Consider the following 19,708-nt stretch of genomic DNA (forward strand, 5'->3'; position numbering starts at 1 on the left):
CAGATGTTAAGCAGTAAAAAAAGGAAGTCCCCTACAAATATCAAAGAATCGCTCAATGATAACGCTGACCGTTTTTATAAGATGTTTCGCATTCATACCACGGCAAAAGTTGCTATGTCGCTAATTGCCATGACCGCTGTAGGGTTTTCTTTCTACAATCTTTACGAACAATGGCAGGACGCTGAAGGGAAGAAAGACCATATAGCTGTAATACGGATTTCTGGCGAGATGGGTACCGGCTCGGAAACGGGCGATGGAACAGTGATCGCAACAGCTCTTGCCAAAGCTTACAATAATCCCCATGCCAAAGCAGTTATTATCGAGGCAGAGTCAGGTGGTGGTGGTCCCTCTGACGCCATCATTATTTACCGCCAGATAAACGCGCTTAAAAACCACCAGCCACAGATTGAACGCGTATCAGATGCCGGTGGCTCTCTTTCATCTGTAGCCGCTGACAAGAGTAACAAAACCGGGAGCACAGAACGTGGCGATGAAGCACGGTCGAAGCAAAACTCCCTCGAAGTACTCTCCAGCGGTACCGGTCGTTTTTTCTCTGATATCGCAGACTCATATAAACCAATCATCGTTAGTGTGAAAGGCATATGCGCATCCGCATGCTATTACGCGGTATCGCCCGCTGATGCAATTTATGCCGACAGTAATGCCCTGATCGGTTCTATCGGTGTGCGTATGGACCACTGGAATCTGTCAGAGATCATGAGCACAGTAGGCGTCAAGAATGAGCCCCTTACGGCCGGTGAGTTCAAAGATGCTCTTGACCCCTTCCACCCATTGTCCGATTCAACGAGGGAGTTCATGCAGAAGGAGATCCTGAACACGATGCATGAAAAATTTATAACTGATGTTGAACTTGGACGGGGTAAAAAGCTTCTCTCGCGTCATGATGCCGATGCTGTTTCTCTCTATTCAGGCCGTGTATGGCCAACACCTCAGGCAGTTAAGTACGGCCTGGTGGATGGAGATCTTACGTCAGTAGAGATCCGTACACGTCTTTCAAAAATGTACTCCACTGACACGTTCAAAAACTACAATGAGCCTCATCGTAATCTCCGTTCTGCACTCGGCATGCTGATGAGCCTGTCTTCAAATATTGAGAGCCTTACCGGTACCACTACCCGCTTAGTAGAATCTGTTAATGCCACCAGCTACCCCTCTGTGAGGTAACATGGATGCTTTCAATCTGCTGTGGAGCATTACGGGGGTAGCTTTCATTATCCTTATTTTCGTCGTGTTGCTGTGTCTGTTGGGATTTATGACCTCTGCCATAGCGGAACGGCGGACTGCAAAGGCAATTGAATCTGGGCTTCCTGAAGAAGCTCAGGGGCTACTTAGTGATCTCACCTTTCAGTTGTCGGCTCATAGCACTACGCAGGTTGATCACATTCTCGTAGCCCCACATGGTATATACGTCATAGAGCAGAAAAACTACGTAGGCAAGCTCTACGGTACTCTGGAGGAAAGCCACTGGCGGAAATGGACTCAGTCCCGAACCCTCAAGTTGCAGAACCCGTTTAAGCAAAACCAGGGGCACATCAGGGCTATTCAGTCTGCTCTTAAGGCTAGAGAACTGGAATGTATCAATGTCGTCATCATAAACGGACGTTGTAAGTTTGATGGCATCAAGCCGGAATGGTTATGTATGGGGATGGACGATTTTATCCATAAAGTCAAACAACGACGAGGGCTACGGTTGTTCACACCGGAGTCTGTTCAGCACATCTGTTCGGTGTTGAAGTCAACAAGGAAGTCGCCAGGGCTCTATACGGACCTTACTCATATTCATAACATAACGACAAAGTACAAAGCCCCGATGAAATTCGAGCAACGAGTAACATACATTCTGCTCAACTTTATCCATTATCTGTGGGCAAGTCTGTTCACTAAGCAGAAGCCTTAGCGCTCTATCATTGGTAAGGCTGTAAAATGTCTGCAAAAGGCCCCATCGGTAAATTGTTGGGGCTTTTTCTTTGCGTAGTTCTGATACGGTTTATCCTGTGGAGCATTATGGCCACCAGCCAGCTGGTGACTGGCCAACGCTTTGTATGACGTAGCCTACTCAGGGCAGGCTATTTTAGAGGGACCGATTTTTATCCGGGCTAATTTAGAAAGAGATAATTTGAACTTAGGCGGGCTGACCACCAGCAGAGAGGTAAATCACTAGCCGGTGATATTGACAGAAGTCGTCAGGGGTTTAACGCCGGAATATTTTGCCAGGCCTCCTGCAAGGTCTGCAAGACTTCTACAAGTGATAGTGACGGCCACAGGACTGTTTCCGTCATTATCACTCCAGGTGGCTCGCACTCTACTGGTACCAGAATTAAAACAACACGAGTTCCTTTTACCTGGTAGGCAAGGTTTACTGCCGGTTGGCGGTAGGAGGCCAGTACACCCTCACCATATTGAGCAGGGTTACTTGCCCAGTTCCGCACCATTGCATACACCTGAGGCATATACCGACTATCCAGATCCCCTTTGGGCCGTCTGAACGGCACGATTTCTTCTGAGCGGTAGGTGGTCGTTGTTGTATTGGTTGTCATCTTTGTCACCTCCCCTGTTCGTCCATTTAGAGTTTTAAGCTGCTTTACACATCACACTCAACTGATTATTTAAGCTGGTCATCGTCTCTGGCCAGCATAGCCCAACCATTCGCCTGGTTTTCGCGGGAGTAAGGATTCATTTCAAAATAACTATCTACCGCGTCGCTGTCCGCAACAGAACTGTTGTTAGCTCTCTTTGAACCCTGAACCACTACAGCATCAACCTCTGCGGCTTTCCCGTTGCGCTGTACCAGGATTTTAACCGTATTGGGCTTACGTCTTGCGAGCAGTTTGTTGGCGATAAAAAGCACAACAATCCAGGCCAAAAGCACGTATAAAAATGTATTCATAATGCCCTCCTTTGTATGTGATTATTATACCTGCTTCCATTGCAGGCCAAACAGGTTCGGTGCATGAAAAATAGACTTCTCTCCGGCGTATAGCAATCTACTTACTGATCTGTTTTCGTATCAAACTGTATGGCATAACCGAGGGGCGTACGTGGTGAGTCAGAAAGTTACTTTTCCGTAATAGTTAATTTCAGATCCTTCTTCCAGTTACGCTTCAGTATAAAACCGATACCCTCTAATTCAGCATCCTTCACGTTTAATACGCTTCACTTTAAGGCAGGGCTTTTCGGTTGAAATGAATTCTTTTTCCGGTTGCTGGACATGGGTTTCATCCTGATAGTTAAAGTTGCAGGCTATCAGTCACCACCACCACCTCCGTCACCTCCTCCACCGCCACCATCACAACCACCAGCTATGCTATTTTCACCATTACAATCACCTCCGAGGGGGTTCAAATGGCTGCTCCCCTGTAGATGGTGTCCTTGCCAGATCGAACCCGAACCAGCGCCTCCTGAGCGTCTTTGCTTGCCCTGAGGCAATTGTGCAGGCTCACCAGCACCGGCGGTACCAAAAATGTCCCGGGCAATTTTATAAAGAAGGTAAAAAGGTACGCCCAGCATCATAAAAAAGATTACTGAAAATATTACACGTTCCATTGATGATCTCCTGTCTTGTGAGAGACCAGTTATATCAGGGTGATTCAGTATTTCCGTTTAGAAAAGAGTACTAATTTGGCCCTGTTCGCTCTTAATTTGCCATCCGGGAAAAAGTCATAGGGATAGGCCTGCCAGAGTCAATAACTTCCAGTGATCTGGAGGAGACCCCGGCTCTCTGAGCCCTCATGGATGGTACGGCTTTACCCCTTGTAAACAGATTCACGTTCCGCAGGACAAACATCGACTACTGACGTCTCATATTTGCTGACGCTAATCCGACGTCTCATTGCCGTCTGCTTGTTTTCTTTAAAGGGTGTATTAGACGAATATCAAATCGGAATGGTAGGGGATGTGTGGGCACCATGCCCGGCCCTCTTTGAGCATCTGAGAGATTGGAGACCTAGCCGGGTAAGATAGCTACTTTCTTACGGGTTACCCTTCAAATCCAAAGACGAAACGGACGCTGCCGTTCTCCACGTGGAGACGCTTTACTTCTTCGACAAATTCCTGGATCACCTCTCCGGCGTTATCGGGTGGTATGGCTGACAAAATTTCTTCCGAAGTCAGCCATGAGTATGAATGTTCACCGAATAAATCATCATCTTCGGACGGTATATCATCAGGTAATCCGCGTAATGCGTGGATAAAAACTGCTGATGTGCTCGCCCTTTCACGATCTACATCAAATCCGAGCCAGGCAAAGTGGAGATATGATCGGTCCCCTTTATAATTGCTTGATAAATTAATCCATTTACCAGGCTTTTCTTCCCTTTGAAATCGCCAGCAGATATCAACGCCCATTAAGAAACTCCATTACTATCGTTCGTATGAGATAACTATCATTTCAGAATACTATGACTTCTTCCCGTATAGAACTAATCGCTCACGCCATTTAGCTACTTACTTTTTTTACGTACGCTTGCAGCGCAGTACCTTGAGAGAAGTAAGTAAGACTGGGCGAAGCCAACCGGTTCCGCCACCTCGCTCACCGGCTTTTAGGCGTAAGCACTGAAGTCAGCCTCCATGCTAACTGGCGAGCCTGCGAAAGTCAGACTCGTTGTTATAAAGCGGCATATCGTAAGCAGTGTCTGAAATGAACATTCGGATCTGCTCAAGCGTCATGCCACAATGAAAACGGGTTACGCTCACATTGGCCCGGGGGAAGTCAGCACAAAATGCATTCAAAACATTCTCATGGACAATACCAATGTTGATTAACGCAGCTGGCCCGTTGTCACGGAAAGATACGACACGGAATCCCCCATACCAGCCTGACTGGGAGAAAAATGAAAATGCACTCGTTGCCAGACCATTAGACAGGTCATAGCGCAATTTCCCGCTCAGAGACTGGCTGTCTCTGCTGTACACGCGATTAATGAAAATGCCGGGACCAACTTCTACCGGCTGCTTGTTGCTTGCTAAACACGGAAAGCCCACCAGCGAAACCTCCCTTTCTCCTAACCAGTTTACCTGATACCCGGCAGTGAGAAAGTCAGTCAGTTCTACGCCAGAAAGAGCATTAATGGCCGCAATATCGGTATCCAAAATATTTACGTTTTTCATATTCATCTCATCTATATTCTAAAGTGCGTTTTTTGTCTATCAGCCCGAGGATTGAAAATTTGAATATTTAATGTGACAGAAAAATACCTGTCACCTTTTCAAAAACTGCCTGCAATTGAATATCGAGAGAGTCCATTTTAAAATCCACCAGCTCAGCTTTATTATCGCAAACCGAATAAAAATAGGAGTCAAATGCGTCTGTATCTTCATCTTTAAAAATACGGAAGGAATTAATTTTATTATGCCCTTCAAATTCGGCATGAATACCATAGCGAACCGAGCCGTCATCGAACTGAACAACCCGTCGTACAGAATTAATCCGGACGTACTGTTTTAAGGCCCTCGCGAAATCGGCATTTAACGCCAACGCTCGTAAGATTGAATCAGCGGTTTCATTCTGCTTTTTACGATCATATTCAAACATCCCACAGCCGGTGTTACGAAAGACCGGCTGAAGAGCATTAACCAGGTTGAAGGAATCCACGTTTCTGTCGTTTCTGTACATGAGATATCTCCTGCCCCTCCGCTATACGAAGGGGCTTGATAGGGTTACTGCCAGGCTGCGATCACTTCTTCGCACTGGAAATGAGATAAGCACTGCTGGAGTAAAAGGGCCAGCACCGCTGTGTTAGGGACGCGATTGTTACACCACGCGTTGAATAGCAGCTGCCATGGACCGGCATAATACCCGGCCAGTTTCTTTTTTTGTTTATCTGTGCAGCAGCTGGAAATGGCCTGCTGATAAAGGCTTTCATTCTCGGCACCAGAGCGTTGTTGCAGTGCCTGATAAATATAGGAGTAGACAGAATCGGAGCAATTAGATGCATAGGCCAGATTGGTTTTCATAATACCTCCTGTGTTTTTGGGTATTATATAAAACTCCGACCTACTGGCTAATAACCCACACTGTAATTTCTTTTAAAAACACAATAAATTTTCAAAATTGGACCAGTGTGGATTTAAGCGAGCAGTTTAAATCTTTATGAACTAGCTTTCAAAGAGGTTGGTTTTTCGGGAAGTTTTTTGCCAGACCAGCATGTTGGTTTTTTTTCTGTAGTGCAGATTAGCTGGTACCTGCCCCTTCTTACCTCTTTGAGCAATGACTGTTTGAAATATGGTAAGCCCAGTTCAAAAACCCAGTAACGACCGTCTGCAAAAACGACTGAATTTTCAACGCCATCCGAAGCCACCAAGGATGCATCATTAAGTAGACGTTCTTCATAATGAAATGGTAATGAAAATGTCAGATATAACGCACAAAGTACAAAGATTCCTGTGAGACTAACTGCCAGTGAACCACAATAACCAGAATAAACATTTAAATTTCTTTTGATAAATTTCTCATGCAAGATTACAAGCAGACAGAATACACAAGCTACCAGCCCAAATCCTACATGCAGATAAAACTGTCTTATTTCATCATTCCAGACGATGTTGTCCCATTTCGTGCTTAAGATTGAACCCAACAAGGAGATAATAAAAGCGGCAATTTGAGAACTGATAAAGTAGGAGAAAGCTGACTTTGAAGTTATTTTTTTCATAGAAACAGGAACCTCTTTACCTCGTTCCTGATCAGAGAAAAGACACAAAACGCACCATGCGCAAAAAACTGCAAGTCCAGATGCAATAATCTCGCGTAAAAACATATTAAACGTTTCCGATAATGAATAAGTAATTACCATATCCTCTCCGTAAGTCTACATATAATTCAGACGTGACAAATAATTAAAGGCATTGCTATTCTATCATTATGCATTGCGTTTAAAATCATTTCTAATTCAGCAGAGTAGCGATACAGGCATTTCGCTATCCTAAAATCTGGTAGCTTTCCATTTCCTTGCTGAGATAAATCAAAATAATTCTATTTATTGCCTATTCGGATGCTGCAAAACCTTATAAATCCGGATGTATATCACTTAACAGTGAACCATTCGGTGACTTGCTCTCCGTGAGGTCCACCGGGTTTATCCAGTAGGGAACATTCTGCTTTTACCGTTTACTGCATACGCGAGCAGGAATTCTGTTGCAGTTCTGCATTTGCCTGCTTTTCCAGTGCTGTCATAACCCGGCGGAGCATCGCCAGAGCCTGAACAGGCGAGCTCCCAAACTGCACTTTCACTTCATCCGTATCATGATCCTGAATCAGGTCGAGGATGTTCACTTCGATCCCTGCCCCGTTTTCATCTTTTGCCGTGCACTGAATACTTACCCGGGTCACCGAATCCGTCAGGACTGGCAGTGGGTTAGTCTTGTCTACGTTGATAAAAGCCTTCTTCATTGCCCTGTTTCCCCTTGTCCTGAAAAAGTTACCGACCCGTCCGGATGGAGGGGTCGGTCAGAAAATCATGCCTGTCCCTTATTCATCTTCTCAGCATGCTTACGCAGGTACTCTTTCAGGTCAGCATGAGCATTGATGATATCGTTCATTTCATCATTGGTCAGAACAAGCGTGTAAGTATCAGTGCTGACAGATTCACCTTCTTTAAGCTTGGCTTCTTCAGCAATACGTTCAAAAATCGGGATCGCGGTGTCGGCAATGACGGTCACGGTCTTTTTGTTCAGAACGCTGGACATGGATGGTGCTTTACCTGCCGGGTTCTGTTTAGGAGCGCTGTCCTTTGGAGCCGGAGCTGGTTCCTGTACCGGTGGCGTAACCAGCGTCTCTGTATTGCTTTCATCATTCAGTTGATCCGGTACCGGGGTGTTAACGGTAGCATTACCTGCCGGTTGCTCATCACCGGAGTTTTCCGGAGTCTGCGGATCTGCCATGCGCTCTTCTACCTTGGCAGCTTTGACGAATTTCAGCGTGTTTTTCGTCGCTTTACCATAGATGGAGATCGCCTTGTTGATGTTATCTACCGCATCCTCACCGCTGTACATATACTCGTCCAGCGCAACGTACATGCTCACCTGATCGCTCACAAGCATGGTCTGTAGTTCAGAAGGCAGGTCCAGTACGCGAACCATCTGGCGAAGATGCTGCTCTGATTTACCACGTTTTTTTGCCAGTTCCGCAAAGGTCTTAGGCTCTTCTTTATCTTCAACAAGACGCTTAATTGAAAGCGCTTCAGCTACGACAGACAGCGCCAGGTTGGAGTTGCCGGTCAGGGTGAAGAGTTCTGCTTTTGAAGCGCTACCGCGAAACTCTTCGCAGCGAATACGAGTAATGCGTTCACGCCCTTCTGCTTCCAGCTGGCGGTTTGCAATAGCGATGGAACGGATACGGCAAGCCCCCTGACGCAGTACAGGTACGCCATTAACCATCTGAACAACGATAGGCGTCACGCTGAACGGGTCTTCCATGTAGGCATCGGCCAGGCTGTTCAGGTGTTCCACAACGTGAGGCATTGAATAGTAGAGCTCGCCCATACCGGCCGTGCGGGTGTTAAAGCCTTCCTGCTCTACAACAACCGAAGGGTCAATGATAAGGCCGTTACCTTTACGGGCACCGTTACCAGTGCGTTCCAGGTAACCACGAAGGCTGATTTCGTTGCTGTTGTTTTTTACTTCAGTTTCGATTGCGGACATTTTTGTTCTCTCTTTTGGTTGGTTGTTTAACTGCGCTACAACACAACAATACCAGGTTCGACATTTTTTCTAATAGGTTGCACAGAAGAAAAAGTAACTTTTCTTAAAAAAAATTCCTGAGACAATACTACTCGATCCGTCCGTTTTAAATCTTCACAACAGTGGGCCGTTTTTACGTTTAAGCAAAATAGCTGGTTCAGAAGGTGAGTCGGAGAGAAAAGTTACTTTTCCGGTTGTCTGGGCCAGTGATGAGAGAGTGGCAGGACAGGAATGGCTAAACCGGTGCGGGTCTCTTGTAAGTCGCAGGGGATTGAGGAGATATAGAGGTAAACCGGTACGTTCAGTTTTTGGATTGAGCCGGGCTTTTGGCCCGGGCTTAAGGAAGCGGAAATTTGAACGAACTGGCAGGTAATGATTTATGCCGCCGACAGCTGGCCGTCAGTGCTTTGCTGTTCTGGTTTGACAGTTGGGGGATAACCGGCAGTTAGCCGCTGGCATTCCGCATCACAGAAAGCCCTGAGGTTGCTGAAGACGGACTCCATGAAATCAGCATGAGCATACGAGTCTACAGGACGTGTCTTGTTATCTTTCATCTTGTTCTCCTCAATCATTATTAAAACCAGCGGATTTAGTTCCTGGCGCTCCATCTGCTGACCGGCTTTCCCAGAGAGCAGCGATGTGTCGGGTTCTGTTTCTCATTTTATCGTTTTCATCGGGCCCATCCGGCCGTATAAGAGACCGATTTGGCATGTTTAAGAAACGTACTGGCGACATTAAAAGCTGAGGTTGGCTTTGGAATAAAAGGATACTTTTCCCGTTTGTCAGGTCTTTCGCTACCGCTGCACGATGATTCTGTCAGGCATTCTGCGCCCTCCTTGGCTGTACATCTTGAAACAAGCGGTGGGATGTTCCCTTCCCCCTGCTCACCGCAGAATAATTGGCAAGTCCCGACGGTCGTTCCGTACGAGCCGGGTCCAAATAATGAATAAATACAACGCCACTTCAATTGTATTGACAATAGAAGTTAGGAGGATCATAGTGTCATTCATGGTGCGGCTTTCGCACCACCGCCCCGGCGGTACCGGGCAGAACTGGAGTACCTCATGAAACTTTCCCGTCAGACGACTTCTGATACTTCTGTTGATGGCCGTTCACGCGCATATGCCTGGGGCCGTGTCCATTATTTCATTATCGAACATGCACCAATGGCTGAGCTGGTCGCTATTGACGAGCTGCTGGAAAAAGCTGGCTGGAGCAATGACGGCTGTCCGAACTATGAGAAAGATGACGAGTTTGGTAATGCTGGTTACAGCTGTGGTTACTGGATCGATATTGACAGCGTGGGAAGCTTCAAGGCTGACTACAAACGTCTTAAGGGTGAGATTAGTGCGCATATCGCCTCAAAGGCGGCAGAGGTGGAGATCCGCGTACTGGACTCGATGTCCGACAAAGAATGTAAAGATGTTGCCTCGGTGGCATGTACTGTTCGCCGTGACTTACGTACGCAGTCCGAATCGCTTCATTCACTGCGTACTATCGTAACGGTTGATCATTACAATCCCTATGTGATCACCAGCCGCCCGCTGAGCATTTCCGCCTGGACACTTATCCACGACTGTCTGAAAACCGGCACCATCAATGACGTCTGTTCACGGTTGAGTTCATTAATCCTGCACTCTGAAGCCGCGATTGCCCGTTGTAAGGGAAGCTCCGACTACTCTTCGGAACACGCTCAGCTATCGTTTTTTGCTGGTAACGACTATGTCACCAGACGCACCCTTGTTGATGCAGCTCACGAAGAGGCTCTGCGAATGAACCGCCGCTTTGATGAACGTATTGCAATGAACGCGGATTCTGATGCCAGAAGGCTCCAGTGCGAATTCAACCTGAGCAACCATGTCGTACAGCGTCGGACCGTTGAATCTGCTCATATCCAGGCAATCAACGAAGACGTCACCCGTTCACAGGCGGAACCACGCTGCCCTGGAAAGCTTCTTCTGAAAATGACCAGTCATGAGGAAGTGCGGGACTCACTGAGCACCTGTTAGTCCAGCGACACCCCCTGCGGCTCTACTACCGGGCCGCAGTCTGCTCCGGCCAGATGGTGCCAGTGGCGTAATGAATTTGTTTAATAAGGCTGAGTATGATGAATAAAGAACAACTAATCGACAAACTGGAACGCGTGGTATGTGGTCAGTACTCCTACGAAATGCAGGAGCTTGCGTATTCGGCCCTCTGCTGCATTAAAGGCACCCCGGACGACTGCGCTAAGTTCCCTGTTACGCGTCCGCTGCCTGACACCTTAGTGGACGTATGGGACGAGATCGGGCAATACCTTGGCACAGGCAAAGCCATTGAAACTCGCAGTTGCGGCGTTTCGCTTCTGCTTCATGGACACTGCTACGATTCAAATCATGTGCTGTACTGGCGCAATGCTGGCGCACTTCCAGCAGCTTGCGATACGCCACTGGCTGGTGGGTCTCGCAAACTGTTCACCTGCTCAGCCTGTGGAGTGGACGGTCTGGATGAACCACCTGAAACCAGTTGCCACTGCTGCACAGAGGGGGCCCACTGGATTGAGAGCAGGCTCTTCACCTCCGGGCAGGCAGACCCTGAAGAATTTAGACCCGTGGCGGTCGTGAAAGAGTGTGCAGGCTCAACGCCGGATGATCGGCTCATCTGGAGCGTGATTGAACAGCTCAACGGCGAACTGGCGGAAGGCGATAAACTATTTAAGCGACGCTGACAGATCACGTCAGCATTTATATCAGACGAACTCCAGAATAATTTAAAGCAACCATGAACATGAAAAAGCCCAAAGCTGCATTACAGAATGCCATGAAAGAAGATGTGCCAGCTGTGACACAGATTCAGATGCGATCTACGGTTTCCAGAAAGGTTCGCTATGTAAAACAGGCAAATCGAGAGGGTCTGAAATTATCTGAGTGGATGTCGCGGCATCTCGACGCTGTCTGTGATACCGCAGATGAGATTCATAAAGGCAAACGCTCAACTCCGGTTGCGCCTGGGAAGATTCCCCCTGAGGTATACCAGGTGATATACGATCAGTGCGGCGGGTTCGTGGAGTGTGATGCTAATGCCCAGGTAATCTGGGAAGCCTGCCGTGATGCCATTCTTAACGGAGACAAAGGGTAAACGGCAGGTATCGCCTGTCATTTTTACCCTTGTGAGGAAAATCCTGATGAACCATGAGAGCCGAACTGTATACCTGAACACGGCCATTGAGGCCCTGTTGAAAGCTGAGGCGGCTCTGAACGAGCTGGCATTAGCCTATGTACTCAAACCAGGTGAAAAGGCAAGCGCATGCCATCCCCGAACCGGTACGCTTTCCACAGCTTCCCAGGTAAGAAAACTTCGCCGTGTTCTAGAAAAAAACAAGTTATGACGGCCCTTATACGCTGGCATAATGTACCGTGCTTCGCTCATCCCAGCAGTATGGGTTTTAAACTCTTCCATTTTTAAGAGTACGGGAAGAGCCTTATTATTGTCGCATACCCTACGGATGCATTGCAGTTCAAACCGCTGTTCGGTGCAATTATTGCTGTATCCGGCGGATTTGAAAATGACAGAAATAGTGATGTAAAGCTCCGCCATTAAAGAAATGCCCCGTAGTTTGGCGAATCAACTTTCTGAATTATCTCGATGAACACCATTTAAGGAAATCGAATGTGTGATTTTTGCAGGGCTGACGAAAATTACTTTCATATGGCAGAATGCGTGTATGACCAACTGGTTAAAGAGTATCCCGTAATGTGGCTGCGGGATTCAACCCGGATCGGGGCCTGCTACCTCTGTCGAGAACTGCTGTCGCCGGAGGGGATGGTCCTGGCGATGCAGAGCGCTTTCCCTGCGAAGGGATGGCGGCTGCGTATTTGGTACAATGAAACCATTGACGAAGAGATAGAACCGCAGCGTGGAGACTGTATTGAGCTGTCCTCCAGGGCGGACGCTCTGCTGTCCTTCATGTCGTTCCAGGAAAAGGTTTAGCGCTGCGGCCCCCCTCACAAAAAGGCGCTTTCCGCGACAAATCTGGTACGACCGGACAACGTTGAGTCAATTCTTGCTTCCCCGCAGAAGAATCCCTATGAAGTAAAGTAGAGGTAGGCATTACGCCCACCAGCAAACCTGATAACTGTTCTTTGCGTAACATCCTCAAACTTCTGGTGCCTTCGTAGACTGCGATGCGAATGCCCATGAGCTGAATTCACCGTATCATTTGACCGGATGCAGCGAGAACAGAAATGACAATGTTTGAACGATTTGCCAGACGGCCATAAAACTCTACTGGGTACAGAATAAGGACTGACCGCAATGGCTACGTTCTATGAGCTACCGACCAGTGAGAAGTCCATTGTTTCCGGTACGTGCCCGGACGAGCACCGGTGAAATTTTTCCCGACTGGATTACGCTAAGGCTTTTGAACGGTTTGCGTGAAGTGGGACTCTTTGGGTCTGGTTCTTGATTTATACAAAAGGCTATATGCCACAAGACGGGAGGAAAAAAGGGTTTCCCCGACTGGAGAAACCCTTTCAAAAGGTGCCGATGGCATACTAATCCACACCCCGAAAAGAGGGGGTTGCCCCCCTCTTTGTCAGCTACTTACCGGATTCGTAGGCCAGGATAGCAGATACCTCCCTTGTTCCGTCTTTCATCCGCAACTCGCAAAGCGAGTTTCGTGTGAGCCAGGTGAATATCAACAGCGTTAAACAAACTATTAATATGCACAAAACAATGGGTTGGTTCGGCATTTTCATGGCCTTCTTCTCCTGTCAACGCAAAGCAGAAGTGTCACCATCGGTGCGAAACAGAGATGTCATGCTTTGGTTCAGAGAATGCGTTTGACCGCCTCGCTATATACTTCCGAGCGTTCTCTTTTCCCAACAGAAATCACGAAAACGACAACTTTCTCGTCTATAACCTGGTATACAAGGCGATAGCCTGAAGACCGGAGCTTAATCTTGTAACAATCAGGCATACCACGGAGCTTGTTTGCTTCAATCCGGGGTGACTCAAGTACTTCAACCAGCTTCTTTTTCAACTGTTCACGTACCGTCGAGCCCAGCTTTCGCCATTCCTTTAGTGCCCGCTCGTCAAAATCCAGAAAATACGCCATCAGAGTTCATCCAGCGTCACACGTACTGGCTTAGGATTACGAAGTCGTTCTTTCACTATCTCCACAAGTTCAGCATCTTCATCACTCAGGAGTGTCTGTTTGAACGGCAAGCGTTCATTGTCAGCGATATACTCGAGCATGAGACGAAGCGCTTCAGAAGGAGTTACGCCCATTTTTTCAAGCGCGGCGTAAGAACGCGCTTTAAGTTCATCGTCAATACGTAGGTTAATGCTACCCATGTCTTACACCCCTTGTAATTACAAATGTCATTACAAGTATCGCACTACAACATGCTTAGGGCAAGTCACGAAGTAAGTCAGAAAGTAGTCGTAAGAACGGTGATCACTGTCCGCTTTGTGCCAGAAGCGGACTTTTTAAAAATATTGCGTGCCCAACAATTGGGCGCAGGTCACATCAAGTACCCTCAGAATTATAGAGAATACCTGAAATTTTTGTAGAGCGAGGTTTGTTACCCTGCCCGACCAGCGACATGTGGTTAGTTTAGTGATCAGAAATGTCGAGCGTTTGGTCGTTCATTGACGCGGGATCTTCCAACGGTTCCACATGAGTGGTGATATGGATAAAAGGCAGTGCGGTGCGGATATCATTCTCTATACGCTCGGCCCAGTCGTGCCCATATTGAACAGTCCATCGCCCAGGAACTAGGATGTGCATTGTCATAAACGCCCGCCCGCCAGCCTGGCGTGTACGTAGTGCATGGAAATCAAGCCCCTGTTCACGATATCCTGCCAGCAGTGACTCGATTTTTTTGAGTTCTTCCGTGGGTAGCGATACGTCCATCAGACCTGCAGCTGAACGACTCATAAGCTGATAACCAGTCCAAACGATGTTGGCTGCGACCAGCAATGCAACGATCGGATCGACCCAAAACCAGCCGGTCAGATAAACCAGTCCGACACCAAAAATGACACCGACCGACGTCCAGACATCGGTCAGCAGGTGATGAGCATCTGCCTCAAGAGTGATAGAGTTGTGCTGCCTGCCAGCCCTTAACAAAATGCGAGCCGTCACAAAATTAAGGATTGATGCGACTGTTGAAACCAGTAATCCGAGACCAATCTCCTCAAGCGGCTGTGGAGTTAACATCCGCTCAACTGCGGTATAGGCGATACTGGCTGCCGCCAATAGGATCAGAAATCCTTCGAAAGCACTCGAGAAATATTCGGCTTTGCCGTGCCCATATGCATGGTTCTCATCGGCCGGAAGCGCAGCCAAGGTCAGCATCCAGAGCGCCATTAGGGCTCCTGCGAGGTTAACTACGGATTCGATGGCATCAGATAGCAGACCGACCGAACCGGTCATTTTCCACGCCACACCTTTGAGTCCGATAGTGGCAATAGCCGTGGCAATGGAAAGCCAAGCGTAGTGCGTCAGCGGACGAGGTAACCCTTTTGTTTTAGTCATTATTAACTTCCTAAAATAGGACGACTAACTCACATTTCTATCCATGATAGATAATTAAACAATCATTTCGCCATGAATATTTTTTCGTTTTTATTAAATTTAATTAAAAAGTCTCTGCAAGTGCTGTTTCATCTTCTAGTAAACTAAATTTTATTTTTAGGGTTTTCTTCAACTTGAAGTAATATTATCTCACAACAGATTAGTCACTTAGGTTAACTGAGCGGCTTTTATATTTTTCAATTAAAATATGCAAAACTCCCATTGCACCATGTGCATAAAAATAGACCTCAATGAAAGTAGTAAAGAACTTATGCCAGTGGATTACTGTTTCAGCCAGATTTGACTGCATGGTATTCAACAAGAACCATAGGCCACCTGAAAGTGCTACAATTAGCAATGCTAGAACTCCAAATCCTTGGATTGTACTGGCAATACCTCCCGAATGTGCATCGGGCAGTCGGAAACTAGTCAACGTTTTTATATCTTGCTTAATACCACTAAAGTCAAGCCCTACCCATGAAAAATAATAAGTAAAACCTCTTTGAGTAAGCATCCAACTTAACATAATAAAACCACAAATAATCAGTCCTAACCCTGAAATAATGTGCATCCAGGTTATAACTCCTTCAAGACTATGTTCACCAATTGCTTCGGTCTCTGTCAGATTAGAGTTAATAATTTGTGATAATATTAGAAATGCCACAATGATGTGAAGAATACGAAAAAAAGGAGCGTAATCATGGGGTAATAGATTCCAGAGTCGCAATTTCATTAATGAGTCCTTAGTAAATTTATCGATGATCTTAATCATACAAAAGAATTATTAGGATAACCTTAATTCTTAAAATTGCAGCAGGCATTAGTTCACCTCTGATATGGCCACTTGCGAAATGGGAATGGTAACTGTTATTACTATGTGTTTACTTGCTGTTCTTGTTACGCAGCCCCTTAAACACATTACTTTCAAATATGATTTCCTGCTGGGTTTAAATATGTGTCTTTCTATAGTGCGGCAACCTATTTTTACACCAACTCATGAATTAAATAAGAATCATAAATTAAATGAGAGGTTTAATTCTCTTGCTTAACGCGATGATATTAAATGGAAATTTTAATTTTTGTAATTTATTAAACAGTTAGAATGAGACATGGTAAATACGATCTTCCTTTAGATAATTCTGATAGCACTTTTTCTACTGGGCAGTCTGCAATGTCCGCTTCACGCCCTGAGACATTCGACAAGCTTTTTATGGCTTCAGTAAGGGCGAGTGTCTCGCTTCGAGAGCCAGCAAATATTTCGCTTCGTCATAACAGGTTCTGGCCTTCCAGCAGCGGTAAATGATCCTTATCCATTTGAACGCCAGTGCCCGGATCGCAGACTGATGAGATTTGCCCTTTTCTCTAAGGCCCTGATAATACAGTTTGGCCCAGTATGATGAATTAACCGTCTTGGCAGCCCATTCAACAAAGGTCTGCCTGACGAACTTGGCACATTGCCATCGCCAGTGAACCCATGATTTTTGGCCGCTTCGTTCGGTCACCGGTGCTATACCTGCGTAGTTTTGAATTTCTTCAGCGCTGTTAAACCGGTCACGATTATCACCAAGTGCAGCAAGCATCCGTGGGCCCATGCACGGTCCCATGCCCGGAAGTGATTTGAACAGCCCCGCATCTGGCAATGTGTCAAACAGCGTTTCGATTCGTTCGTCATAGGTTTTGATGATTTCACTCACGACTTTAATTTGTGTCGCCAGTGCTGCTGCCATCAAAGCATTAGCCTCTATAACACTCGGGTCTGTAGTCAATGGGATCGCATTATCAATACTCGCAACACGTTGCTCGGTAAGGGCCATAGCGCGACCACCTTTGGCATTCAGAAAGTTGCGGATCGTGTCGCGTCTGGCTCGTTTCAGTTGTTGCAGACTGGGCCACCGGATAATCAGCTCACACAACAGTAAGCTACCCCGATGTGAGAACCACTCCAGTGGCTGAGGATAATACTGTTTAAGCGTGTTGATTATCCGGTTCACAAAGCGTCGTTTATCTTCAACCAACTGACGACGTTGCTCAACCAGTTGCTGAAGTAAGCGAATATCCGCATTGTCGGGTTCAATAGCTTTTATCTTCTGGGGGTAACGCAGCATTAACTCTAATGCCAGCTCGGCATCCTGCGGATCATCTTTAGCGCCGCTGGGCGAGAAGGCTTGCCGATAACGAGCCAGGGACAATGCGTGGACGGGGAAAACGGTGATAAAGGGGTATTTTTGAAGAGCATATACCACGGGGCCCTTCTTCAGTTCGAGAGCTATTGCGATTCTACCTTTTACTTTCTGGTGTAACTCAGTAAGCCAGGCATCAAGCGCTTCTGCTGTATGTTCAATCACATCGAATACGCGTTCACCGTTTTTAAACTGAACACAGACATCGTGTTTTTTATCAGCCCAGTCCAGACCAACGTGCGCAGCAAATTGATTAGTCACAGTCATCACCAACTCCTTTTTATCGGGGATTGGTATGCATTCCACGCTCTTCGAAAGAAATATAGCCAGCAGTTTATCTGCATGCCCTGAGTATTCGTTAGCGAACGTGGAGCACCTACTGGCTCGAAAGAAAAGCGGCGATCATCACATGATTCTCGCTCAATATTCGTAACCAGTAAGCGCATACCCTGAATCACTTCAAAGTGTAATTCTCAGGGTACGAATGACTATATCTCGCTCTTAGCGGACATTAGCATAGGCTATTTACCATAACGCCGCATTACGCGTACCGCTCAGACGGCCTGAGCGCGTTTCTGACGTGTCCCCGTTAAAAACAGTAACAAACCACCCGAAAATGCACGCCAGAAACGCTACGTAAGAATCTATCCTATGACTGGATATGCACTCAACTGAATAACGCCTGGTTTCAGTCCATTTTATCGGGATCAGCCTTCTTTCTGGGTAATTTAGGGGGCTTCACTTGCTGATTACTTTGCGTGCGGCGCGTGAGCCAAGGATGGTCAGCTTTAGGTTTTACGTAGAATTTTGAGCGTAAATCAAAACGGGCATTATCCACACGTTCATGGACACTTTTTTCATCATCCAGTGGTATAGGCTCCGGGCCATCAACATATTTTTCCCATCCCAACGCTTTCCCATCATACAGAACCTTAATTTCACCGTTAAAGCTTTCGCATACCGTGACAACCGAATGCCGAAGTCGATATCCCCGGCCTTCACTGCGAATCTGAAACGCACTGCTTTTGTACTGGAAAGTGAGATTTTTGGAGAGAACGCGCTTCGCCTGGAGGCTGAAGATATAACCCAGTTCCTCTTCAGAATGGTGTACATCAAGATGGGCGTTATCAGCAATACGAGGCGGCGTAGCAAACCGGTTGTTATAGGCTTCAATAAAGGTCGGCAACCATGCGTTTGCTGTTTCAATATCACTGATACCCTGAAGCCGCATTTCTTTGACCAGCCTGTCCTGCAGTGTCTGATTGGCACGCTCTACCCGCCCTTTTGCCTGCGGGCTGTTGGCATGGATTGGCTCGATGCCCAGTGTCTTTATCGCACGTGTGAACTGAGTCAACTCTCCTTCCCGCTCCGGGTTATTTACTCTGAATATACTGTGTCTGTCAGAATAGAGAGCCAGTGGTACGCCATGATCATTAAGGTAACCCCGGAGGGTTTCCATGTAAGCCCGGGTTGTTTCTGCAGGAGCGAATCGTAGCGCCATCAGAGCGCTGGTAGCATCATCGATAAAGACTATCAGTGTGCATTTGGGGCCCCGACCTTCAAACCAGTCATGAGGCGAGCCATCAATCTGGATGAGTTCACCGTAGGATGGGCGCCGCATCCGGCGCTGATAAATTCGGGCAAACTTACGACGACGTTCGCGCCATATGCCCTCCTCTACCATCCACTTCCTGAGAGTTTCAATGGATAAACACAAGCCGTGTATCTCGCGCAATTTTTCGCACGCAAGCGTAGGTCCAAAATCAGCGTAGCGGCCTTTGAGGAGTGAAATTACTGTTGCTCTGAATTCGGTAGAAAAGGAATTATTGGGACGCTTTCCACGTCGGCGGGAAACTAGACCAGAAGGCCCTTCATTTCTATACCGTTGCACCAGACGTTTAACCTGCCGAATAGAAATGCCAATGCGTGCCGCAGCTTGTTCCTGAGTAATATGGCGATTAAGTGACTCCTGAATAATGTGAAGTCGGTCGAGTTCCTTATGACTCATCGTAACAGTCTCTTTGATCATGAAAAATCCCCCAGAGAATTGTCTGGGGACATTTTAGAATGGTTCAAAGGGGACATTACAGCTTGGTGTTAACAATGGCCTTCTTCTCCTTGCATTTAAGCAGGCAAGAGGCTACTCTGAATGTGACTAGCATACAGGGGCCTCGGGTTGTACTGACCCCAAAAAGTTGGACAGTTAAACACGAGGCACATAGGTCTGGGTTCGATATTCAATTGGACTCAGACCTTTTAATTTCAGGCTAATTCT

25 protein-coding genes and 1 pseudogene are annotated in these 19,708 nt (G+C 46.9%); 8 read left to right on the forward strand and 18 right to left on the reverse strand.

Annotation, left to right across the window (positions count from 1 at the left end; all coding sequences use genetic code 11):
• Positions 1-3 precede the first annotated feature (3 nt).
• Together ACOTZP_RS19830 and ACOTZP_RS19835 are read left to right on the forward strand one after the other, a co-directional pair.
• Entirely contained in the window at positions 4-1,185 is a 1,182-nt protein-coding gene (locus ACOTZP_RS19830; RefSeq protein WP_000952985.1) for a S49 family peptidase, read from the forward strand.
• Position 1,186: 1 nt separating this feature from the next.
• Positions 1,187-1,918 carry a nuclease-related domain-containing protein gene (locus ACOTZP_RS19835; protein ID WP_000338612.1) on the forward strand — a complete coding sequence of 244 codons (732 nt, stop codon included), beginning with the start codon at positions 1,187-1,189 and terminating at the stop codon, positions 1,916-1,918.
• Between the two features lie 286 nt (positions 1,919-2,204).
• Here the strand turns inward: ACOTZP_RS19835 and ACOTZP_RS19840 are convergent, their stop codons facing one another.
• The 11 genes from ACOTZP_RS19840 to ACOTZP_RS19890 form a co-directional block, all read right to left on the reverse strand.
• Positions 2,205-2,558 carry a hypothetical protein gene (locus ACOTZP_RS19840; protein WP_000210769.1) on the reverse strand — a complete coding sequence of 118 codons (354 nt, stop codon included), beginning with the start codon at positions 2,556-2,558 and terminating at the stop codon, positions 2,205-2,207.
• Between the two features lie 65 nt (positions 2,559-2,623).
• Positions 2,624-2,908 (reverse strand): hypothetical protein, encoded by a 285-nt coding sequence (locus tag ACOTZP_RS19845; protein WP_001091367.1) that lies wholly within the window; start codon positions 2,906-2,908, stop codon positions 2,624-2,626.
• 356 nt (positions 2,909-3,264) lie between these two features.
• On the reverse strand, positions 3,265-3,564 hold the full coding sequence (locus ACOTZP_RS19850) for a hypothetical protein (protein ID WP_000442693.1): 300 nt from the start codon (positions 3,562-3,564) through the stop codon (positions 3,265-3,267).
• 432 nt (positions 3,565-3,996) lie between these two features.
• Entirely contained in the window at positions 3,997-4,365 is a 369-nt protein-coding gene (locus tag ACOTZP_RS19855) for a hypothetical protein (RefSeq protein WP_000537761.1), read from the reverse strand.
• A gap of 225 nt (positions 4,366-4,590) precedes the next feature.
• Positions 4,591-5,127 carry a hypothetical protein gene (locus ACOTZP_RS19860; protein WP_000800251.1) on the reverse strand — a complete coding sequence of 179 codons (537 nt, stop codon included), beginning with the start codon at positions 5,125-5,127 and terminating at the stop codon, positions 4,591-4,593.
• Positions 5,128-5,194: 67 nt separating this feature from the next.
• Positions 5,195-5,632, reverse strand: a complete 438-nt coding sequence (locus tag ACOTZP_RS19865; protein WP_000286108.1) for a hypothetical protein — start codon at positions 5,630-5,632, stop codon at positions 5,195-5,197.
• A 44-nt stretch (positions 5,633-5,676) separates the two neighbouring features.
• Positions 5,677-5,973, reverse strand: coding sequence for a hypothetical protein (locus tag ACOTZP_RS19870; RefSeq protein WP_000856246.1), 297 nt, complete (start codon positions 5,971-5,973; stop codon positions 5,677-5,679).
• Between the two features lie 134 nt (positions 5,974-6,107).
• The gene (locus ACOTZP_RS19875) at positions 6,108-6,809 is read right to left on the reverse strand and encodes a hypothetical protein (RefSeq protein ID WP_000237191.1); all 702 of its coding nucleotides are present in this window, start codon (positions 6,807-6,809) and stop codon (positions 6,108-6,110) included.
• Between the two features lie 314 nt (positions 6,810-7,123).
• Positions 7,124-7,405: a hypothetical protein gene (locus tag ACOTZP_RS19880; protein ID WP_000708863.1), complete on the reverse strand. Its 282-nt coding sequence runs from the start codon at positions 7,403-7,405 to the stop codon at positions 7,124-7,126.
• Between the two features lie 65 nt (positions 7,406-7,470).
• Positions 7,471-8,655, reverse strand: a complete 1,185-nt coding sequence (locus ACOTZP_RS19885; protein WP_001272971.1) for a hypothetical protein — start codon at positions 8,653-8,655, stop codon at positions 7,471-7,473.
• Between the two features lie 416 nt (positions 8,656-9,071).
• Positions 9,072-9,248, reverse strand: coding sequence for a hypothetical protein (locus tag ACOTZP_RS19890; protein WP_001371930.1), 177 nt, complete (start codon positions 9,246-9,248; stop codon positions 9,072-9,074).
• Between the two features lie 510 nt (positions 9,249-9,758).
• Here ACOTZP_RS19890 and ACOTZP_RS19895 point away from each other — a divergent pair.
• From ACOTZP_RS19895 to ACOTZP_RS19915, 5 genes are all read left to right on the forward strand, one after another.
• Positions 9,759-10,703, forward strand: a complete 945-nt coding sequence (locus ACOTZP_RS19895) for a DUF5417 domain-containing protein (RefSeq protein ID WP_000778029.1) — start codon at positions 9,759-9,761, stop codon at positions 10,701-10,703.
• Between the two features lie 95 nt (positions 10,704-10,798).
• Positions 10,799-11,401 (forward strand): hypothetical protein, encoded by a 603-nt coding sequence (locus ACOTZP_RS19900; protein ID WP_001371889.1) that lies wholly within the window; start codon positions 10,799-10,801, stop codon positions 11,399-11,401.
• A gap of 59 nt (positions 11,402-11,460) precedes the next feature.
• On the forward strand, positions 11,461-11,811 hold the full coding sequence (locus tag ACOTZP_RS19905) for a hypothetical protein (RefSeq protein ID WP_000743059.1): 351 nt from the start codon (positions 11,461-11,463) through the stop codon (positions 11,809-11,811).
• 46 nt (positions 11,812-11,857) lie between these two features.
• Entirely contained in the window at positions 11,858-12,061 is a 204-nt protein-coding gene (locus tag ACOTZP_RS19910) for a hypothetical protein (RefSeq protein ID WP_001015183.1), read from the forward strand.
• A gap of 281 nt (positions 12,062-12,342) precedes the next feature.
• Positions 12,343-12,663, forward strand: a complete 321-nt coding sequence (locus tag ACOTZP_RS19915; protein ID WP_000332796.1) for a hypothetical protein — start codon at positions 12,343-12,345, stop codon at positions 12,661-12,663.
• 608 nt (positions 12,664-13,271) lie between these two features.
• Here the strand turns inward: ACOTZP_RS19915 and ACOTZP_RS19920 are convergent.
• The 3 genes from ACOTZP_RS19920 to relB all read right to left on the reverse strand — a co-directional run bounded on the left by ACOTZP_RS19920 (position 13,272) and on the right by relB (position 14,028).
• The gene (locus ACOTZP_RS19920; protein ID WP_001447866.1) at positions 13,272-13,430 is read right to left on the reverse strand and encodes a type I toxin-antitoxin system Hok family toxin; all 159 of its coding nucleotides are present in this window, start codon (positions 13,428-13,430) and stop codon (positions 13,272-13,274) included.
• Positions 13,431-13,501: 71 nt separating this feature from the next.
• Entirely contained in the window at positions 13,502-13,789 is a 288-nt protein-coding gene (relE, locus tag ACOTZP_RS19925; protein ID WP_000323025.1) for a type II toxin-antitoxin system mRNA interferase RelE, read from the reverse strand.
• The gene (gene relB, locus ACOTZP_RS19930; protein WP_000534858.1) at positions 13,789-14,028 is read right to left on the reverse strand and encodes a type II toxin-antitoxin system antitoxin RelB; all 240 of its coding nucleotides are present in this window, start codon (positions 14,026-14,028) and stop codon (positions 13,789-13,791) included. The genes relE and relB overlap by 1 nt, the downstream gene beginning before the upstream one ends.
• Before the next feature lie 24 nt (positions 14,029-14,052).
• Between relB and ACOTZP_RS19935 the strand changes: the two are divergent.
• Positions 14,053-14,169: pseudogene (locus ACOTZP_RS19935) on the forward strand (hypothetical protein); the annotation flags it as partial.
• 121 nt (positions 14,170-14,290) lie between these two features.
• Here the strand turns inward: ACOTZP_RS19935 and ACOTZP_RS19940 are convergent.
• From ACOTZP_RS19940 to ACOTZP_RS19955, 4 genes are all read right to left on the reverse strand, one after another.
• Entirely contained in the window at positions 14,291-15,214 is a 924-nt protein-coding gene (locus ACOTZP_RS19940) for a cation diffusion facilitator family transporter (RefSeq protein ID WP_000167917.1), read from the reverse strand.
• 199 nt (positions 15,215-15,413) lie between these two features.
• Entirely contained in the window at positions 15,414-15,986 is a 573-nt protein-coding gene (locus tag ACOTZP_RS19945; protein WP_001515348.1) for a cytochrome b/b6 domain-containing protein, read from the reverse strand.
• Between the two features lie 475 nt (positions 15,987-16,461).
• Positions 16,462-17,700 (reverse strand): IS110-like element ISEsa2 family transposase, encoded by a 1,239-nt coding sequence (locus ACOTZP_RS19950; RefSeq protein ID WP_000219087.1) that lies wholly within the window; start codon positions 17,698-17,700, stop codon positions 16,462-16,464.
• Between the two features lie 421 nt (positions 17,701-18,121).
• On the reverse strand, positions 18,122-19,462 hold the full coding sequence (locus ACOTZP_RS19955; protein WP_000589001.1) for an ISNCY family transposase: 1,341 nt from the start codon (positions 19,460-19,462) through the stop codon (positions 18,122-18,124).
• Positions 19,463-19,708: the final 246 nt, after the last annotated feature.

The organism is Enterobacter cloacae complex sp. SYL001 (genome assembly GCF_049237025.1).
Classification (GTDB): domain Bacteria; phylum Pseudomonadota; class Gammaproteobacteria; order Enterobacterales; family Enterobacteriaceae; genus Enterobacter; species Enterobacter intestinihominis.

Bases quoted from the DNA above. Each gene is read 5' to 3' on its own strand.
- ACOTZP_RS19835 (WP_000338612.1), top strand. From the start codon at position 1,187: ATGGATGCTTTCAATCTGCTGTGGAGCATTACGGGGGTAGCTTTCATT.
- ACOTZP_RS19860 (WP_000800251.1), bottom strand. From the start codon at position 5,127: ATGAAAAACGTAAATATTTTGGATACCGATATTGCGGCCATTAATGCT.
- ACOTZP_RS19885 (WP_001272971.1), bottom strand. From the start codon at position 8,655: ATGTCCGCAATCGAAACTGAAGTAAAAAACAACAGCAACGAAATCAGC.
- ACOTZP_RS19875 (WP_000237191.1), bottom strand. From the start codon at position 6,809: ATGGTAATTACTTATTCATTATCGGAAACGTTTAATATGTTTTTACGC.
- ACOTZP_RS19840 (WP_000210769.1), bottom strand. From the start codon at position 2,558: ATGACAACCAATACAACAACGACCACCTACCGCTCAGAAGAAATCGTG.
- ACOTZP_RS19865 (WP_000286108.1), bottom strand. From the start codon at position 5,632: ATGTACAGAAACGACAGAAACGTGGATTCCTTCAACCTGGTTAATGCT.
- ACOTZP_RS19920 (WP_001447866.1), bottom strand. From the start codon at position 13,430: ATGAAAATGCCGAACCAACCCATTGTTTTGTGCATATTAATAGTTTGT.
- ACOTZP_RS19850 (WP_000442693.1), bottom strand. From the start codon at position 3,564: ATGGAACGTGTAATATTTTCAGTAATCTTTTTTATGATGCTGGGCGTA.
- ACOTZP_RS19890 (WP_001371930.1), bottom strand. From the start codon at position 9,248: ATGAAAGATAACAAGACACGTCCTGTAGACTCGTATGCTCATGCTGAT.
- ACOTZP_RS19830 (WP_000952985.1), top strand. From the start codon at position 4: ATGTTAAGCAGTAAAAAAAGGAAGTCCCCTACAAATATCAAAGAATCG.
- ACOTZP_RS19855 (WP_000537761.1), bottom strand. From the start codon at position 4,365: ATGGGCGTTGATATCTGCTGGCGATTTCAAAGGGAAGAAAAGCCTGGT.
- ACOTZP_RS19910 (WP_001015183.1), top strand. From the start codon at position 11,858: ATGAACCATGAGAGCCGAACTGTATACCTGAACACGGCCATTGAGGCC.
- ACOTZP_RS19845 (WP_001091367.1), bottom strand. From the start codon at position 2,908: ATGAATACATTTTTATACGTGCTTTTGGCCTGGATTGTTGTGCTTTTT.
- ACOTZP_RS19870 (WP_000856246.1), bottom strand. From the start codon at position 5,973: ATGAAAACCAATCTGGCCTATGCATCTAATTGCTCCGATTCTGTCTAC.
- ACOTZP_RS19915 (WP_000332796.1), top strand. From the start codon at position 12,343: ATGTGTGATTTTTGCAGGGCTGACGAAAATTACTTTCATATGGCAGAA.
- ACOTZP_RS19955 (WP_000589001.1), bottom strand. From the start codon at position 19,462: ATGATCAAAGAGACTGTTACGATGAGTCATAAGGAACTCGACCGACTT.
- ACOTZP_RS19880 (WP_000708863.1), bottom strand. From the start codon at position 7,405: ATGAAGAAGGCTTTTATCAACGTAGACAAGACTAACCCACTGCCAGTC.
- ACOTZP_RS19945 (WP_001515348.1), bottom strand. From the start codon at position 15,986: ATGAAATTGCGACTCTGGAATCTATTACCCCATGATTACGCTCCTTTT.
- ACOTZP_RS19950 (WP_000219087.1), bottom strand. From the start codon at position 17,700: ATGACTGTGACTAATCAATTTGCTGCGCACGTTGGTCTGGACTGGGCT.
- relE (WP_000323025.1), bottom strand. From the start codon at position 13,789: ATGGCGTATTTTCTGGATTTTGACGAGCGGGCACTAAAGGAATGGCGA.
- ACOTZP_RS19895 (WP_000778029.1), top strand. From the start codon at position 9,759: ATGAAACTTTCCCGTCAGACGACTTCTGATACTTCTGTTGATGGCCGT.
- ACOTZP_RS19905 (WP_000743059.1), top strand. From the start codon at position 11,461: ATGAAAAAGCCCAAAGCTGCATTACAGAATGCCATGAAAGAAGATGTG.
- ACOTZP_RS19940 (WP_000167917.1), bottom strand. From the start codon at position 15,214: ATGACTAAAACAAAAGGGTTACCTCGTCCGCTGACGCACTACGCTTGG.
- ACOTZP_RS19900 (WP_001371889.1), top strand. From the start codon at position 10,799: ATGATGAATAAAGAACAACTAATCGACAAACTGGAACGCGTGGTATGT.
- relB (WP_000534858.1), bottom strand. From the start codon at position 14,028: ATGGGTAGCATTAACCTACGTATTGACGATGAACTTAAAGCGCGTTCT.